The organism is Methylobacterium sp. E-046, assembly GCF_022829625.1.
Classification (GTDB): domain Bacteria; phylum Pseudomonadota; class Alphaproteobacteria; order Rhizobiales; family Beijerinckiaceae; genus Methylobacterium; species Methylobacterium longum.
On record NZ_JAKSYP010000115.1, the window covers coordinates 1 to 15,090 of the forward strand.

13 protein-coding genes and 2 pseudogenes are annotated in these 15,090 nt (G+C 69.5%); 7 read left to right on the forward strand and 8 right to left on the reverse strand.

The genetic code is table 11. The features are described 5' to 3' along the window. Positions 1–273 (reverse strand): annotated as a pseudogene (locus MKK82_RS34390) (porin); the annotation flags it as partial. 398 nt (positions 274–671) lie between these two features. Then, positions 672–1,235 (reverse strand): pilus assembly protein PilZ, encoded by a 564-nt coding sequence (locus MKK82_RS10650; RefSeq protein WP_243985605.1) that lies wholly within the window; start codon positions 1,233–1,235, stop codon positions 672–674. A 514-nt stretch (positions 1,236–1,749) separates the two neighbouring features. Here MKK82_RS10650 and MKK82_RS10655 point away from each other — a divergent pair. The 6 genes from MKK82_RS10655 to MKK82_RS10680 are packed head-to-tail and all read left to right on the forward strand — an operon-like array spanning position 1,750 to position 8,726. Further along, a complete protein-coding gene (locus MKK82_RS10655; protein WP_243985606.1) occupies positions 1,750–3,237 on the forward strand; it encodes an ABC transporter substrate-binding protein in 1,488 nt (495 codons plus the stop codon). Next, positions 3,237–4,181 (forward strand): ABC transporter permease, encoded by a 945-nt coding sequence (locus MKK82_RS10660; RefSeq protein WP_238293816.1) that lies wholly within the window; start codon positions 3,237–3,239, stop codon positions 4,179–4,181. Before MKK82_RS10655 ends, MKK82_RS10660 begins: the two co-directional genes overlap by 1 nt. Continuing rightward, entirely contained in the window at positions 4,178–5,122 is a 945-nt protein-coding gene (locus tag MKK82_RS10665) for an ABC transporter permease (RefSeq protein WP_238293818.1), read from the forward strand. The genes MKK82_RS10660 and MKK82_RS10665 overlap by 4 nt, the downstream gene beginning before the upstream one ends. Before the next feature lie 8 nt (positions 5,123–5,130). Beyond that, on the forward strand, positions 5,131–6,147 hold the full coding sequence (locus tag MKK82_RS10670) for an ABC transporter ATP-binding protein (RefSeq protein WP_243985607.1): 1,017 nt from the start codon (positions 5,131–5,133) through the stop codon (positions 6,145–6,147). After that, positions 6,144–7,067, forward strand: a complete 924-nt coding sequence (locus tag MKK82_RS10675) for an ABC transporter ATP-binding protein (protein WP_238293822.1) — start codon at positions 6,144–6,146, stop codon at positions 7,065–7,067. Before MKK82_RS10670 ends, MKK82_RS10675 begins: the two co-directional genes overlap by 4 nt. Positions 7,068–7,124: 57 nt before the next feature. Then, positions 7,125–8,726: a gamma-glutamyltransferase family protein gene (locus MKK82_RS10680; protein ID WP_243985608.1), complete on the forward strand. Its 1,602-nt coding sequence runs from the start codon at positions 7,125–7,127 to the stop codon at positions 8,724–8,726. A 275-nt stretch (positions 8,727–9,001) separates the two neighbouring features. Here the strand turns inward: MKK82_RS10680 and prfB are convergent. The 5 genes from prfB to MKK82_RS10705 form a co-directional block, all read right to left on the reverse strand. After that, positions 9,002–10,130, reverse strand: a protein-coding gene (gene prfB, locus MKK82_RS10685; protein ID WP_238293824.1) for a peptide chain release factor 2 whose coding sequence is annotated in 2 segments (ribosomal slippage) — positions 9,002–10,060 and positions 10,062–10,130 — 1,128 coding nt in all. Because the reading frame shifts where the segments join, the coding sequence is not laid out codon by codon here. Between the two features lie 198 nt (positions 10,131–10,328). Continuing rightward, the gene (locus MKK82_RS10690; RefSeq protein ID WP_238293826.1) at positions 10,329–10,688 is read right to left on the reverse strand and encodes a hypothetical protein; all 360 of its coding nucleotides are present in this window, start codon (positions 10,686–10,688) and stop codon (positions 10,329–10,331) included. 112 nt (positions 10,689–10,800) lie between these two features. Then, positions 10,801–11,013: a hypothetical protein gene (locus MKK82_RS10695; RefSeq protein ID WP_238293828.1), complete on the reverse strand. Its 213-nt coding sequence runs from the start codon at positions 11,011–11,013 to the stop codon at positions 10,801–10,803. A gap of 134 nt (positions 11,014–11,147) precedes the next feature. Beyond that, complete coding sequence (locus tag MKK82_RS10700) at positions 11,148–12,365, reverse strand: LL-diaminopimelate aminotransferase (protein ID WP_238293830.1); 1,218 nt, start codon at positions 12,363–12,365, stop codon at positions 11,148–11,150. Between the two features lie 111 nt (positions 12,366–12,476). Continuing rightward, on the reverse strand, positions 12,477–12,860 hold the full coding sequence (locus MKK82_RS10705) for a hypothetical protein (RefSeq protein ID WP_238293831.1): 384 nt from the start codon (positions 12,858–12,860) through the stop codon (positions 12,477–12,479). A 148-nt stretch (positions 12,861–13,008) separates the two neighbouring features. On the opposite strand from MKK82_RS10705, the gene MKK82_RS10710 reads away from it, so the two are divergent. Further along, on the forward strand, positions 13,009–14,850 hold the full coding sequence (locus MKK82_RS10710) for a PHA/PHB synthase family protein (RefSeq protein WP_409566788.1): 1,842 nt from the start codon (positions 13,009–13,011) through the stop codon (positions 14,848–14,850). A 99-nt stretch (positions 14,851–14,949) separates the two neighbouring features. Here MKK82_RS10710 and MKK82_RS10715 read toward each other — a convergent pair. Then, a pseudogene (locus MKK82_RS10715) lies at positions 14,950–15,090 on the reverse strand (transporter); the annotation flags it as partial.

Sequence of the window (15,090 nt, forward strand, 5' to 3'; positions counted from 1 at the left end):
GTAGGTGGAGCAGACGCGGACGTACTCGATCGGAACCGCCTTCTTGACCGGCAGGTCGGCGGCGTGCGCGGCGCCGACCGCCGCGAAGGCAGCGGCGGACCCGAGCAGTGAGCTCTTCAAGAGCTTCATTGACATCTCCAAAGCTTCGAGACCCGATGATGCGGACGTGCCCGGTTTTCCGGGTCTGGCCGCTCGTTCTGTAGGTTTGGCCCGCGTCTGGCGGCAGGCTCCTGCGGGCTCTCGCTTGGCGATGCCCCCGTGCCCCAACACCATGTGCGAAGGTGTTTCGGCCGGCAACGAGGATTCGCGTCCACCTTGGCTGTTCCGCCCTGATGTTGCCGCCTGGCAACAATTTCAGGGTATAAAGTCGGCAGATGCCCTCCGCGAGGCTGCCGAATGCCAGTCCGGTCCGTCGTTCTCGGCCGGCCTTCGGCTGTGAATTTCGCGCCCCGGCGCGCACGGGCCTCCCGCCGATTCGACGCCGGCCGCCGGTCGGCCACGCGGGGTTCCCGCGACGCGTCGAAGCCGCGCCTGAATCGCCCCGGGCGCGCGGCCGGGGTCATCGCCCTCGAGGATGGATCGACGGCGCCCTTTCGCGCGCGCGTTCCCGCCCGTTCGCGCGCGCGTTCCCGCCCGTGCGCGCACGCATCCGGACGCGTGCGCCGCGTTGCCTATAGGATCATGGCCTCGTGGACGGCGCTCGGCTCGAAGGGCTCCGCGAAGGCGGCTCCCAAGCCGTCGGTGAAGTGCCGGATCACGCGGACCGCCGTCCGACCCACCCGGAACGTCGTGCCGATCTCCGGGGCCGGATCGATCAGCAGCGCGACGCCCGAGGCCGAGATATTCAGGACGTGCCCCGCCTGCGCCCGGCCGTCCGCCAGGGTCACGGTGACGATCTTCTGCCGCGGCACGATGCGGCGGTGGATGCGCAGCGGCTCGGCCCGCAGGTCCTGGGCCCGCGCCAGCGTCACGAACTGGCGCGCCAGTTCCGCGAGCGCGGCCCGCCCCGCCTGGATCGAAACGACGAAATCCTGGCCCGACGTCCAGTCGATCCGCGCCTTCAGAAGGCCGATGTGGCGGATGCTGCAGGTGAGATCCTCGCCGGGCGCCAGCAGGGCCGAGGACCGGAGCCGGATGCCGTCCGCCGAGACGTCCGTGGTGATCGCGTAGAAATCCCGGCGGCGCCGGCTCCAGCACAGCGCGGGCAGGATGACGCTGTGCCGTGGGTCATTCATGCCTCTCATCGCCGCGCCTGGATCATCGGTGCGGTGTGCGATGGATGGGCCTGAAGAGGCCTTCCGCCGATCGGTAAAACTTTAGCCGCCGGGCATGGCGGCGGGTCCCGCGCGCACGTGTGCACAGCTTTCGAGCAGGCCGCCGGAGACACGGGCGGATCGCGGCGATGCACCGGGCGGCCCGGGGGTGCCGGCCCCGTCCGACGCGCCGGGCCGGTGCGGCGCGGGAGGCCGGGACCGGGTGCGGGCTAGAGCGCCCCGGCGACGGTTTCGCGGCGCAGCCCGCCTCGGGCGGACCGCGATCTACCGCGGCGTGACGCCTTGAGAAGCCGGCTCACCATGCCGTCGCCTGGACCGGCGCAACATATGAATTCAAGATGCAACTGACCCTCGGTGGCACGGATGCTGCCTGGGATTGTGCATGCCATAGCGGTGCGCGACAGTGCCGCCCGCCCCACGGATCGGCCGCGGCCGAACCCGTCCCGCTCGTCATCCTCCGCATCCGGACGGTCCCATGTTGCGTCTCGCCGCCTGTCTCCTCGCCGGGATCGCCTTCGCCGCGCCCGCCGCCGCCCAGACCCTGCGCTACGGCATGATGGAGGATCCGGACGCCCTCGATCCGACGCTCGCCCGCACCTTCGCGGGCCGGATGGTCTTCGCGGCGCTCTGCGACAAGCTCGTGGACATCGGCCCGGACCTGAAGCCGGTGCCGCAGCTCGCCACGTCCTGGGAGCTGTCGCCCGACGAGAAGGTGCTGACCCTGCACCTGCGGCCGGGCGTGCTGTTCCACGACGGCGAGAAGTTCGACGCCGCGGCGGCGAAATACTCGATCGAGCGCCACATGACGCTGCCGGGCTCGCAGCGCCGCTCGGAGATCGCGCCGATCGCCTCGGTGGACGTGGTCGACGACCTCACCGTCCGGATCAACCTGAAGCAGCCGTTCGCGCCCTTGATGGCGCAGTTCACCGACCGGGCCGGCATGATGATCTCGCCCAAGGCCGCCGAGCGCCTCGGCGACAAGTTCGCCTCCGCGCCGGTCTGTGCGGGCCCCTACCGGTTCGTCGAGCGGGTGCCGCAGGACCGGATCGCGGTCGAGCGATTCCCGGATTACTGGAACAAGGACGCGATCCACATCCAGCGGATCGAGTTCCGGCCGATCCCCGACGCCACCGTGCGCCTGACCAACCTGCGGGCCGGGCAGCTCGACCTGCTGGAGCGCCTCGCGCCCACCGACGTGGCGCAGGTGAAGCGCGACGCCAAGCTGAAGCTCGAATCGACCTACGAGCTCGGCTTCCTGGAAGTCCTGTTCAACCCCAACAAGCCCGGCTCGCCGGTGGCCGACCCGAAGGTCCGGGCGGCGTTCGAGGCGGCGCTCGACCGCAACGCCATCAACCAGGTCGTCTACAACGGCGAGTTCCTGGCCGGGAACCAGTGGGTCAACCCGAAGAACCCGAACTACGTCGCCGAGTACCCGATCCCGAAGCGGGACGTCGCGAAGGCCAAGGCGCTGCTGGCCGAGGCCGGCAAGCCGAACCCGCAGATCACGCTGACCGTCTACGCCGACAGCGACTCGCCGCGGACCGGACAGGTGATCCAGGCCATGGCCAAGGAGGCCGGGTTCGACGTGAAGATCCAGGCGGTGGACTTCACCACCGCCCTCGATGCCGCCGACAAGGGCAATTACGAGGCGCAGCTCTATTCCTGGAGCGGCCGCTCCGACCCGGACGGCAACACCTACAGCTTCCTCGCCTGCAAGGCGGCGCTGAACTACCCCAAATACTGCAGCCCCGAGGCCGACGCGGCCCTCCAGGCCGAGCGCGGGACCGTCGACCCGGCCAAGCGCAAGGCCGCCTGGAAGGCGCTGGCCGATCAGGTGCTGAAGGACCGGCCGGGCATCTACATCCTGCACCGCAAGCTGCTCTGGGCCTACAGCCAGAAGCTCACGGGCTTCGTGCCCTACCCGGACGGGCTCGTGCGCTTCACCGGCCTGAAGCTCAACTGATGCTGCAGTTCCTGGTCCGACGCCTCGCCCTCGCGGTCCCGACGCTGATCCTCGCCTCGATGATCATCTTCGCCCTGCAGCAATTGCTGCCGGGGGACGTGGCCACCGCGCTCACCGGCGAGGAGCGCGACCCGCAGGTGATCGCCTTCATCCGCGAGAAGTACCACCTCGATGAGCCCCTGCCGGTGCGCTACGCCTACTGGGCCGGCGGCGTGCTGCGGGGCGATCTCGGCGAGTCGATCCGGCTGCAGAAGCCGGTCTCCGAGCTGATCGTCGAGAAGCTGCCGGTGACGCTCGAACTCGCCTGCCTCGCCATGCTGGTGGCGCTCGCCATCGGCGTGCCCATGGGCGTGCTCTCGGCGGTGAAGCGCGGGCAGGCCGCCGACACGATCGCCAACGGGATCGCCCTCTGGGGCCTGTCGGTGCCGAATTTCTGGCTCGGCATCCTGCTGATCCTGCTGTTCTCGGTGGAGCTCGGCTGGCTGCCGGCCTCCGGCTACGTCTCGCCCTTCGAGAGCCTGTCGGAGAACCTCGCCGCCATGGTGATGCCGGCCTTCGTGCTCGGCAACGCCATCGCGGCGGTGATGATGCGCCACACCCGCGCGGCGATGCTGGGCGTGCTCGGCTCCGACTACGTCCGCACGGCCCGCGCCAAGGGCGTCTCGCCCCTGCGGGTGACCCTGCGGCACGCGCTGCCCAATGCGGCGATTCCGATCATCACCCTCGGGGCGCTGGAATTCGGTCAGCTCCTGTCGGGGGCTGTGCTCACCGAGCAGGTCTTCTCCGTGCCGGGCTTCGGCAAGCTGATGGTCGACGCCGTGTTCAACCGGGATTTCGCCACCGTGCAGGGCGTCGTGATCTGCACCGCCGCCACCTACATCGCGTTGAACCTCGCCGCCGACCTGCTCTCCGCGGCCGTGAACCCGAAGCTGAGGCGGGCATGAGCAGCGGCAGCGAGATCGCCCGCGCCGAGACCGCCGGCGCCGAGATTGGCATCCTGGAGGCCGTCCCGTCCGGCCCCCCCGCCCCTGCCATTCTCCAGGAACCCGGCACCCTCGCGGCTTTCTGGCGGCGTCTGCGCGCGCGCAGGAGCGCCGTCGCAGGGCTCGTCATCGTCGGCCTGCTCGTGCTGATGGCGGCCCTCGCCCCCTGGGTCGCCCCCTACGATCCCACCGCCACCGACTGGGGCAACGTCCGCGGCGCCCCGAGCCTCGCGCATCCGTTCGGCGGCGACGAGGTCGGCCGCGACGTGCTCTCGCGGATCATCTTCGGCGCCCGCGCGTCGCTCGGCGCGGGCCTCGTCTCGGTGGCGCTGGCCGTCTCCCTCGGCCTGCCCCTCGGGATGCTCGCCGGCTACGCGGGCGGCTGGATCGACGGGGCGATCTCCCGCCTCACCGACGCGCTGCTGGCGATCCCGTTCCTGATCCTGGCCATCGCGCTGGCCGCCTTCCTGGGCCCGAGCCTCGTCAACGCGATGATCGCCATCGGCCTGTCGGCGACCTCGATCTTCATCCGGCTGACCCGGGCGCAGGTGCGCGCGGTGGCGGCCGAGGAGTTCGTCGAGGCGGCGCGCGCCATGGGCAATCCGCCCTGGCGCATCGCCCGGGTCCACATCCTGCCCAACATCGTCCCGGCGATCCTCGTCCAGGCGACGCTGACCATCGCGGCCGCCATCATCGCGGAGGCGAGCCTGTCCTTCCTGGGCCTCGGCCAGCAGCCGCCCGAGCCGTCCTGGGGGGCGATGCTCAACACCGCCAAGAACTTCATGGACGAGGCCCCCTGGATGGCGATCTGGCCCGGCCTGTCGATCTTCCTCGCCGTGCTCGCCTTCAACCTGTTCGGCGACGGCCTGCGGGACGCCCTCGACCCGAGGCAACGCACATGACGGCGGCGATGACGAAGCTCCTCCTCGACGTCCGCGACCTCGCGGTCGCCTTCGACACCGACGGCGGCGCGGTCCACGCGGTCAACGGCGTCTCCTACACCCTGCACGAGGGCGAGACGCTGGGGATCGTCGGCGAATCCGGCTCCGGCAAGAGCGTGCACGTGCTCGCCATGCTCGGCCTGATCCCGCGCCCGCCCGGCCGCGTCACCGGCGGGCAGGTGCTGTTCGCGGGGCGCGATCTCCTCACCCTGAAGGAGCGCGAACTCCGGAAGGTCCGGGGCGGCGCGATCGGCTTCGTGTTCCAGGACCCGATGAGCTCGCTCAACCCCGGCATGACCGTGGCGGCCCAGCTCATCGAGCCGCTGCGCATCCATCTCGGTCTGGACGGCCGGGCCGCCCGCGCCCGGGCGACGGAACTGCTCGACCTCGTCCGCATCCCGAATGCGGCTTCGCGCCTCGACCAGTACCCGCACGAATTCTCCGGCGGCCAGCGCCAGCGGGTGATGATCGCCATCGGCCTGAGCTGCCGGCCGAAGCTGCTGATCGCCGACGAGGCGACCACCGCGCTCGACGTCACCGTGCAGGCCGAGATCGTCGCGCTGGTGCAGGAGCTGAAGCGCGAACTCGGCATGGCGATCATCTGGATCACCCACGACCTCGGCGTGGTGGCCGGCATCAGCGACACCGTGCAGGTGATGTATGCCGGCCGGATCCTGGAGCGTGGCCCGGTGGACGACATCTTCGCCGATCCCCGCAACGCCTACACCCTCGGGCTCCTGCGCTCCCTGCCGGACCTCTCGGGCAGCCGGACCGGGCGCCGCCGCCTGCACCAGATCGAGGGCGCACCGCCGGACATGCGCCACCTCCCGCCGGGCGATCCCTTCGCCCCGCGCAACGCCTTCGCGACGCCCCGCTGCCGGACCGAGATGCCGCCCCTGGTCCAGGCGACCGGCGCCGCCCCGGGCCACCTCGTCGCCGCCTGGTACGACCTGCCGAGACTGCTGGCGCCGGAGGCCGGGCGATGAGCGGACAGCCCCCGCCGCTCCTCGCCGTGCGCGACCTGTCCAAGCACTATCCCCTGCGCACCTGGTGGGGCGGCAAGGGCTCGGTGTTCCGCGCCGTCGAGGGGGTCAGCTTCGACATCCGCCCCGGCGAGACCCTGGGCCTCGTCGGCGAGTCCGGTTCCGGCAAATCGACCATCGGGCGGGCCGTGACGATGCTCAATCCGCCGACCTCCGGCACCATCGCGTTCGAAGGCACCGACCTCGCCAAGCTGGATGCGGCCGCGATGCGCAGGATGCGTGCCCGGATGCAGACCGTGTTCCAGGATCCCTACGCGGCCCTCAACCCGCGGATGAGCGCCGGAGACTACGTCGCAGAGGCGTTCAAGCTGCACCGGCGGGCGATGCGCGGGTCCGAGCGGCGCGAGGCGGTGGCTGGCCTGTTCGAGCGGGTCGGGCTCGATCCGCGCTTCATGGGGCGCTACCCGCACCAGTTCTCCGGCGGCCAGCGCCAGCGCATCTGCATCGCCCGGGCGATCGCGCTGAAGCCGAGCTTCATCGTCGCCGACGAGCCGATCGCCGCGCTGGACGTCTCGATCCAGGCGCAGGTGGTGAACCTGCTCCAGGACCTTCAGGACGAGATGGGCCTGTCCTACCTGTTCATCTCCCATGACCTGCGGATGGTGCGCTACCTCTGCCACAGGGTCGCGGTGCTCTGGCGCGGGCGGATCGTGGAGCTGGCCGAGGCGGACGCCCTCTACGCGGATCCGCGCCACCCCTACACCCGCCGCCTGCTCGCCGCGGTGCCGGTGCCGCATCCGGCCGAGGAGCGCGCCCGCCTCGCCGCCCGCGACATCGCCGATCACGACCAGCCGCCGGATGGTCCGCTCACCGAGGTGGCGCCGGGCCATTGGGCGGCGATGCCGCAAGGCCCGCACGCGTGACAGACTTGGATCAAGCAATCCCGTCTCGCTGAGACGGCCAGCACAGCAGGACATCCCGTGAGAGACTTCTCCGCACCCGGGCGCTCACCGGTCTACGCCGCCAACGCCGCCGTCGCGACCTCGCACCCGCTCTCGACCCTCGCCGCCATCGAGGTGCTGCGCGCGGGCGGCAACGCCGTCGATGCCGGCATCGCGGCCGTGGCGGTCCAATGCGTGGTCGACCCGTTGATGACCGGCATCGGCGGCGACTGCTTCGCCCTCTACGCCCCCGCCGGCGCGACGAAGCCGATCGCCCTCGACGGTTCGGGCCGCGCGCCGGCCGCCGCGACACCCGACTGGTACGCCGAGCACGGCGTCAGCATCACCCCGACCTCGCCACACGCCGTCACGGTGCCGGGCGCCGTCGGGGCCTGGGATCTGCTGGTCCGCGAGCACGGCACCCGCTCCCTGGGCGAGCTACTCCAGCCGGCGATCCGCTACGCCGAGGACGGGTTCGTGATCCAGCAGCGCGTCGGATGGGACTGGCAGCGGGGCGCGGAGCGCGTCGCCGGCGATCCGCACGCCGCCGCGGCCTACCTGCCGGGCGGGCAGGTGCCGGCCATCGGCAGCGTTCTGCGCCTGCCAAAACTCGCCGCGACGCTCCAGCGCGTCGCCCAGGAAGGATCGCGCGGCTTCTACGCCGGGCCGGTCGCGGAGGACATGGTGAGCCGGCTCACCGCATTGGGCGGCCTGCACACCCTGGACGACTTCGCCGCTGCCCGGCCCGACGTGGTCGTGCCGGTCTCGACCCGCTACCGCGGCTACGACGTCTACGAGTGCCCGCCCGCCGGCCAGGGCCTCGCCGCGCTGATGATGCTCAACGTGCTTACGCATTACGATGTCGGCGCTCTCTCGGACCTCGACCGGCTCCATCTCTTCGCCGAGACCTGCAAGCAGGCCTACCACCACCGCGACGTCCTGTTCGGCGACGCTGCCCTCGCCAACGTCCCGGTGGAACACCTGCTCTCCGACGCCTGGAAGGCCGCCGCCCACGGGGCGATCGACATGGGCCGGGCCCGCGAGCCGAAGGTCTACCCCGAGATCGCGCAGGAGATCGCCGAGGGTCGTGCCCATAAGGACACGGTCTATCTCTGCGTGGTCGACCGGGAGGGCAACGCGCTGTCGCTGATCAACTCGGTCTTCCAGGGGTTCGGCTCGGGCATCCTGGCGCCCGAGAGCGGCGTGCTGCTGCACAACCGGGGCCTTTCCTTCCGCACGGAGGGCGGCCACCCGAACAGCGTCGGGCCCGGCAAGCGCCCGATGCACACGATCATCCCGGGCATGCTGATGAAGGACGGGCAGGCGGTCGCGCCGTTCGGCGTCATGGGCGGCCATTACCAGGCCATGGGCCATGTCGAGCTGCTCTCCGGCCTCCTCGACCGGGGCCTCGACGTGCAGGAGGCGCTCGATGCCCCGCGTAGCTTCGCCTACGGCGGCAGTCTGGAAGTCGAGGATGGGATTCCCGATGCCGTGATGGTGGGACTCACGGAGCGCGGCCATCCGGCGATCCGCGCGCCGCTGCCGCTCGGCGGCGGCCAGATCATCTGGATCGACCGCGGGGCCGGCACGCTGGCGGCCGGCTCGGACCCGCGCAAGGACGGATCGGCCCTGGGGTACTGAGGGACGGACTCGCGCCGATCAGATGCGGGGATCATCGAACCGGTTCGGCGGCACGCGCTCAAAACACCACCCTTACTTCTCGCCCTGCGGGAAGGAAGGGTAGCCATTAGGGCCGGGTCAGGAGACGGGAATCCGGCTTCTGGAAACTGCAGAGCGGGCGCATGGGCCAGAGTCTCCTCTGGCATCGTCGCGTCCCGCTCCCGATCCGCGTCGCGGCCCCGCGGAGGGGGAGGGAGACGCGCGGGCTGCGGCCGCGGTCCCCAGGCCACGAGAACTCAGTCGATATCCTCGACCGCCTCTTCCCCGCCGAAGACCCGCTGAGCGAGCGAGGCTTCCATGAACGGGTCGAGATCGCCGTCGAGCACCTCGTCGGGATCCGTGGACTGGGTGCCGGTGCGCAGGTCCTTCACCAGCTGGTACGGCTGGAGCACGTAGGATCGGATCTGGTGGCCCCAGCCGATATCCGTCTTGGCGGCGGCCTCGGCGTTGGCCTTTTCCTCGCGCTTCTTCAGCTCGGCCTCGTAGAGGCGGGCACGCAGCATGTTCCAGGCGGTCGCCCGGTTCTTGTGCTGCGAGCGCTCCTGCTGACACGCCACCACGATCCCAGTGGGATTGTGGGTGATGCGCACCGCCGAGTCGGTGGTGTTGACGTGCTGGCCACCGGCGCCGGACGACCGGTACGTGTCGATCCGGCAGTCGGACTCCTTGATCTCGATCTCGATCCGGTCATCGATCACCGGATAGACCCAGACGCTGGCGAAGCTGGTATGCCGACGGGCGCTGGAATCGTAGGGCGAAATCCGCACTAAGCGGTGCACGCCGGACTCGGTCTTGAGCCAGCCATAGGCGTTATGGCCCTTGATCAGGAGCGTGGCGCCCTTGATCCCGGCCTCCTCGCCGTCCGACCACTCGACAATGTCGACCTTGTACTTCCGGCGCTCGGCCCAACGGGCGTACATGCGCTGGAGCATGTTGGCCCAGTCCTGGCTCTCGGTTCCGCCGGCCCCGGCATGGACTTCGAGATAGGTGTCGAAGCCGTCGGCTTCGCCGGACAGCAGGGTCTCGACCTGCCGGCTCGCCGATTCCTTCTCGACGGCCAGGATCGCAGCCTCACCCTCGCGGATCGAGGATTCGTCGCCCTCCATCTCGCCGAGCTCGATCAGCGTGGCGCCGTCCTCGAGGTCACGCTCCAGCTTCCGGATGGCGGAGACCGCCTCGTCGAGCTGCTGGCGCTCGCGCATGACCTTCTGGGCGGCCTCGGCATCGTTCCAGAGGTCGGGATCCTCGGAGGCTGCGTTCAGCTCCGCGAGGCGTTTATCGACTGTATCCCAGTCAAAGATGCCTCCTCAGCAGCCCTATAGACTGCTTGGCGGCATCCGAGGCTTGCTCGATCTCGGCGCGCATCTGGTTCTTCGGGAATGAGGTGGATGTGTTGGGCCGGGGTGATACCCCCGGGGGCTTGGCCTGTAAACGCCGCCGCGTCGCCCGGCCTTCGTCGCGTCGGCCGACACGATACGCGAGCGGCCACTCGGGCCGGATCCCGCTGACGGAGAGCAACCGGAACCCGAGGCAGAGCGGCGGGCTGACCGCCGTAACGCCGGCTCAGTACCGCGGCGGCACGATATAGGCGGGGGCGATCACGTACTCCTTCGGCCGCTTGCGCGCGCCGAGGCGGCCTTCCGTGATCTGATCGTTGTAGTAGTCGAAACCCGTGTAGCCAAAACCGCCGCCGTTCATCACCTCGGCGACCGGGACCGGCGGCACGGCGAGATCGGGGCGTCCCGGCGGGACGATCACTTGGCAGCATCCGTCCGTCTGGAGAACCGTCGGACCGTTCGGGGCGGTGAATACGTAGGCGTGCGACTGGTAAGGGGCGGCCGCGTAGGCGGCATCGGACGCCAATGCGCCCTGCCCTGTCGCGGTGGCGAGAAGTCCGGCGGCGATCAGGATCTTGGTGCTCACGCAGTGCTCCGTGACGGTGTCGGCCAAGCCGCCGAAGGTCTTACAGTCTAGATGATCACGGACGCGCTGTCCGGTTCGTCCGGACGGACCGGTTACCGGAACGCTTGCCGGATCAGCCGCGGGCGCGCAGGACCACCTGCGGGCTCGCCGGCAAGGGGCGGCAGTCGGTCGTGAAGGTGTTGACCGGCAATGGCTTCGAATCGCAGGCATATGCGTCCGCCGGCCCCGGCGCCGGGATCGGGTCCCGAGCGATGATCGGGTTCGGCGCGCAGGCCGAGGCCGCGGCGGCGAGCAGCAGGGCGGCGATCAGATTCAGGCGGCGCATGCGGAACTCGGGACGCGGGAAGACCCCTACGCCTGACCCTGGCCATGAGTGTCCGTGCTGACAAGCGCCGCGGCGGGATCGCGACGCCTTTGGCGGCGCGTGTCGCCCCGCAGCAACAATCGCGGCGGGTACGGCTAGCCGACCCGCGCCATCGGGACGACGTTGTGCAGGGTCTTGTCGGTCCCGTCGAAGAACCGGCGGACGTTGCGCGCAGCCTGCCGGATGCGCTGCTCGTTCTCCACGAGCGCGATGCGCACGTACTCGTCGCCGAACTCGCCGAAGCCGATGCCGGGCGCGACCGCCACGTCGGATTTCTCCAGCAGCAGCTTGGAGAATTCGAGACTGCCCATCTCGCGGTAGCGCTCCGGGATGGGCACCCAGGCGAACATCGAGGCTGCGGGCGACGGGATGGTCCAGCCGGCTTTGCCGAAGGATTCCACCAACGCGTCGCGCCGCTTCCGGTAGATCCCGCGCATCTCGTTGATACACTCGTCCGGACCGTTGAGGGCCGCTGTCGCGGCGACCTGGATCGGCGTGAACGCACCGTAATCGAGGTAGGACTTCACCCGGGTGAGCGCCGCGAGCAGGCGCTCGTTGCCCACCGCGAAGCCCATGCGCCAGCCGGCCATCGAGTAGGTCTTCGACAGCGAAGTGAATTCAACCGTGCAGTCGATGGCGCCGGGCACCTGCAGCACGGAGGGCGGCGGGTTGTCGTCGAAATAGACCTCCGCGTAGGCGAGATCCGACAGCAGGATCAGCTCGTGCTGCTTCGCGAAGGCCACGAGATCCCGGTAGAAATCGAGGCTCGCCACGTAGGCGGTGGGATTCGACGGGTAGCAGACCACCAGGGCTACCGGCTTCGGGATCGAGTGCCGCATGGCCCGCTCGAGCGCCGGGAACATGGCCGGGGTCGGCTCGGCCGGCACGGAGCGGATGACGCCGCCCGCCATCAGGAAGCCGAAGGCGTGGATCGGGTAGCTCGGGTTCGGCACCAGCACGACGTCGCCCGGGGCGGTGATCGCCTGGGCCATGTTGGCGAAGCCCTCCTTCGAGCCGAGCGTCGCCACGACCTGCGTATCGGGATTGAGCGTCACGCCGAAGCGGCGCTGATAATACCCGGCCTGGGCCTTGCGCAGGCCCGCGATCCCTTTCGAAGCCGAGTAGCGGTCGGTCCGCGGCCGGCCGGCCGTCTCGCACAGCTTGGCGATGACGTGCTTCGGGGCGTCGAGATCCGGGTTGCCCATGCCGAGATCAATGATATCGGCGCCCTGAGCGCGGGCGGCGGCCTTGATCCGGTTGACCTGCTCGAAGACGTAGGGCGGCAGTCGCTTGATGCGGTGGAAGTCGGTCATGGGCGTGTCCATCGGCGCGTCCCGAAGCTGCGTCTTTCGTCTGTACCGGTCGCGCGAACCCCATGCTCTAGCAGAGTTGCTGGCCGCCGCCGACCCACAAAACGACGGTCCTTATTGTGGCGGCACCGGAGCCGGCTTGAGGGTGGCCGCGCCGCCTTGGCCGGCGCTGAGGGCCGCGCGGCCCCGGGCCTCGTTACGCCCGCGGGCGCCTTCCAGCTCCGCCTCCAGGGCTTTCTGTCCGGTGACCGACTTGGCCCGGACCGGACGCTTCGGGGCGTCGACACCCACCGGCATGAAGTCGGGCCGCTCCTTGCTGCGCGTCTCCGTGACGAAACCCGGCGCCGCCACCACTTTGGGGCCATAGCCGGCATCGGAGGCCAGAGAGCGCACGACGTCGCCGGAGCAGGCCGCGAGCTGTCCTGCGAGCACGGCCAGGGCGAGGACGCGGCCAACGCGCAGCGAAAGCAGGTCGGACAGGGCACGATCCCTTATCACAGGGGCCTGATCACAGGGCATGAGAAGATCGGCCGTATGTTTCGGCGACATGGGGAGCCGGACTGGCGAAACCTCTGGCTCGCTCCTTATTTTGTCGGAAACGAGGCTCGCGCAATCGGGTCGACAGATGAAAAACAGGGAGGCACGCTTGACGAGCCCGCAGCCGCCGGACCGGACCGCTCCTCAGACGATGGTCGCAAGCGGCGCGATGCCGGAAGGCGTGAACCCGCCGCTCCCGGATTTCGAGGCGCTGTCCCGCAATGCCGGGCAGTTCGTCGAGGCGATGGGGCGCAACGTCACTCGCCTTCTGGCGCCCGATTCGCAGTCGGGCGGCCCTGGCGACGAGATGACCGACGCGGCGAAGGTCCTCGGCAAGGTCGCCGAGGCGTGGCTGTCCGACCCGAACCGGAGCGCCGAGGCTCAGGCCCGTCTCTCGCAGGATTTCCTGTCCCTGTGGGGATCCACCTACCTGCGCCTGCAGGGCCAGCGGGCCGCTCCTGTGGTGCTTCCGGAGCCGCGCGACGCGCGTTTCGCCCATGCTGATTGGTCGGCCAACCCGTATTTCGACTTCCTGAAGCAGGCCTACCTGCTGGCCACCCGCTGGGCCGAGGGCTTGGTGGATGAGGCCGAGGGGATCGACGCGCATACGCGCCACAAGGCGCAGTTCTACCTGCGCCAGTTCACCAGCATGCTCTCGCCCTCGAACTTTCTACCGACCAATCCGGAGCTGATCCGCCATACGCTTCAGGAGAACGGCGCCAACCTCGTCCGCGGCCTGAAGATGTACGAGGAGGATCTCGAGGCGGGCCGCGGGCAGCTGCGCGTGCGCCAGACCGATCCGAGCGGGTTCGAGGTCGGGCGCAACATGGCGGTCACCCCCGGCGAGGTGGTGTTCCGCAACGACCTGATCGAACTGATCCAGTACGCGCCCACGACCGAGACGGTGCTCAAGCGCCCGTTCCTGATGGTCCCGCCCTGGATCAACAAGTTCTACATCCTCGACCTCAACCCTCAGAAGAGTTTCCTGAAGTGGATGGTCGACCAGGGGCTGACGGTCTTCTGCATCTCCTGGGTGAACCCGGATGCCCGGCACGCCGACAAGGACTTCGAGTCCTACATGCGCGAGGGGATCGAGGCGGCCATCGACGCGATCGGCGTCGCCACCGGCGAGAGCGAGGTCACGGCGGCCGGGTACTGCGTCGGCGGCACCCTGCTCGCCGTGACGCTGGCCATGCAGGCGGCCACCGGCAACCGACGGATCAAGAGCGGGACGCTGCTCACCACGCAGGTCGACTTCACTCATGCTGGGGACCTGAAAGTCTTCGCCGACGAGGAACAGATCCGTCAGGTCGAGATGCGCATGGCCGAGAAGGGCTACCTGGACGGCGCCCGGATGGCGAACGCCTTCAACATGCTCCGGCCGAACGACCTGATCTGGCCCTACATCGTAAACAACTACATCAAGGGCAAGACACCCTCGGCCTTCGACCTGTTGTACTGGAATTCGGACGCAACTCGTATGCCGGCGGCCAACCATTCCTTCTACCTGCGCAACTGCTACCTCGACAACACGCTGGCGCAGGGCCGGATGGTGCTCGGCAACGTCCGCCTCGACCTCAAGAAGGTGCAGGTGCCGATCTTCAATCTCGCCACCCGCGAGGATCATATTGCTCCCGCGCTGTCGGTGTTCGAGGGCTCGAAGACCTTCGGCGGCAAGGTCGATTACGTGCTGGCAGGCTCGGGCCACATCGCCGGCGTCATCAACCCGCCCGCGAAGCCGAAATATGGCTATTGGACCGGTGGTCCGGTGAAGGGCACGCTGGAAGACTGGGTCAAGGCCGCGGTCGAGACCAAGGGTTCGTGGTGGCCCTACTGGTTCCAGTGGATCGAGGCTCAGGCGCCGGAGCGCGTGCCGGCCCGCAAGCCCGGGGGCGATGCGCTCCCGTCCCTGGGGCCCGCGCCCGGCACCTACGTGCGGATGCGTTCCTGACGCGCATCACCGCGGGGGATGCGCGTCCTGCAGATTCGGGCTTCGGGTGGACGCGCATCCTGCGGCGGAGCGCCTGATCCCGCACTCCGCTGATGATTCTCAGTATTTCCGGATGAGTGGGGCTTGTTCGGGGGGCGCGGCGGGTGCTGCGAAGAGGTAGCGGAATCCGACCGAGACGATGTCGGCGCTGGAGTCGACGGTGCCGGCGAAGGCGATGTTGCCGATGTTGTAGTCGCGGCC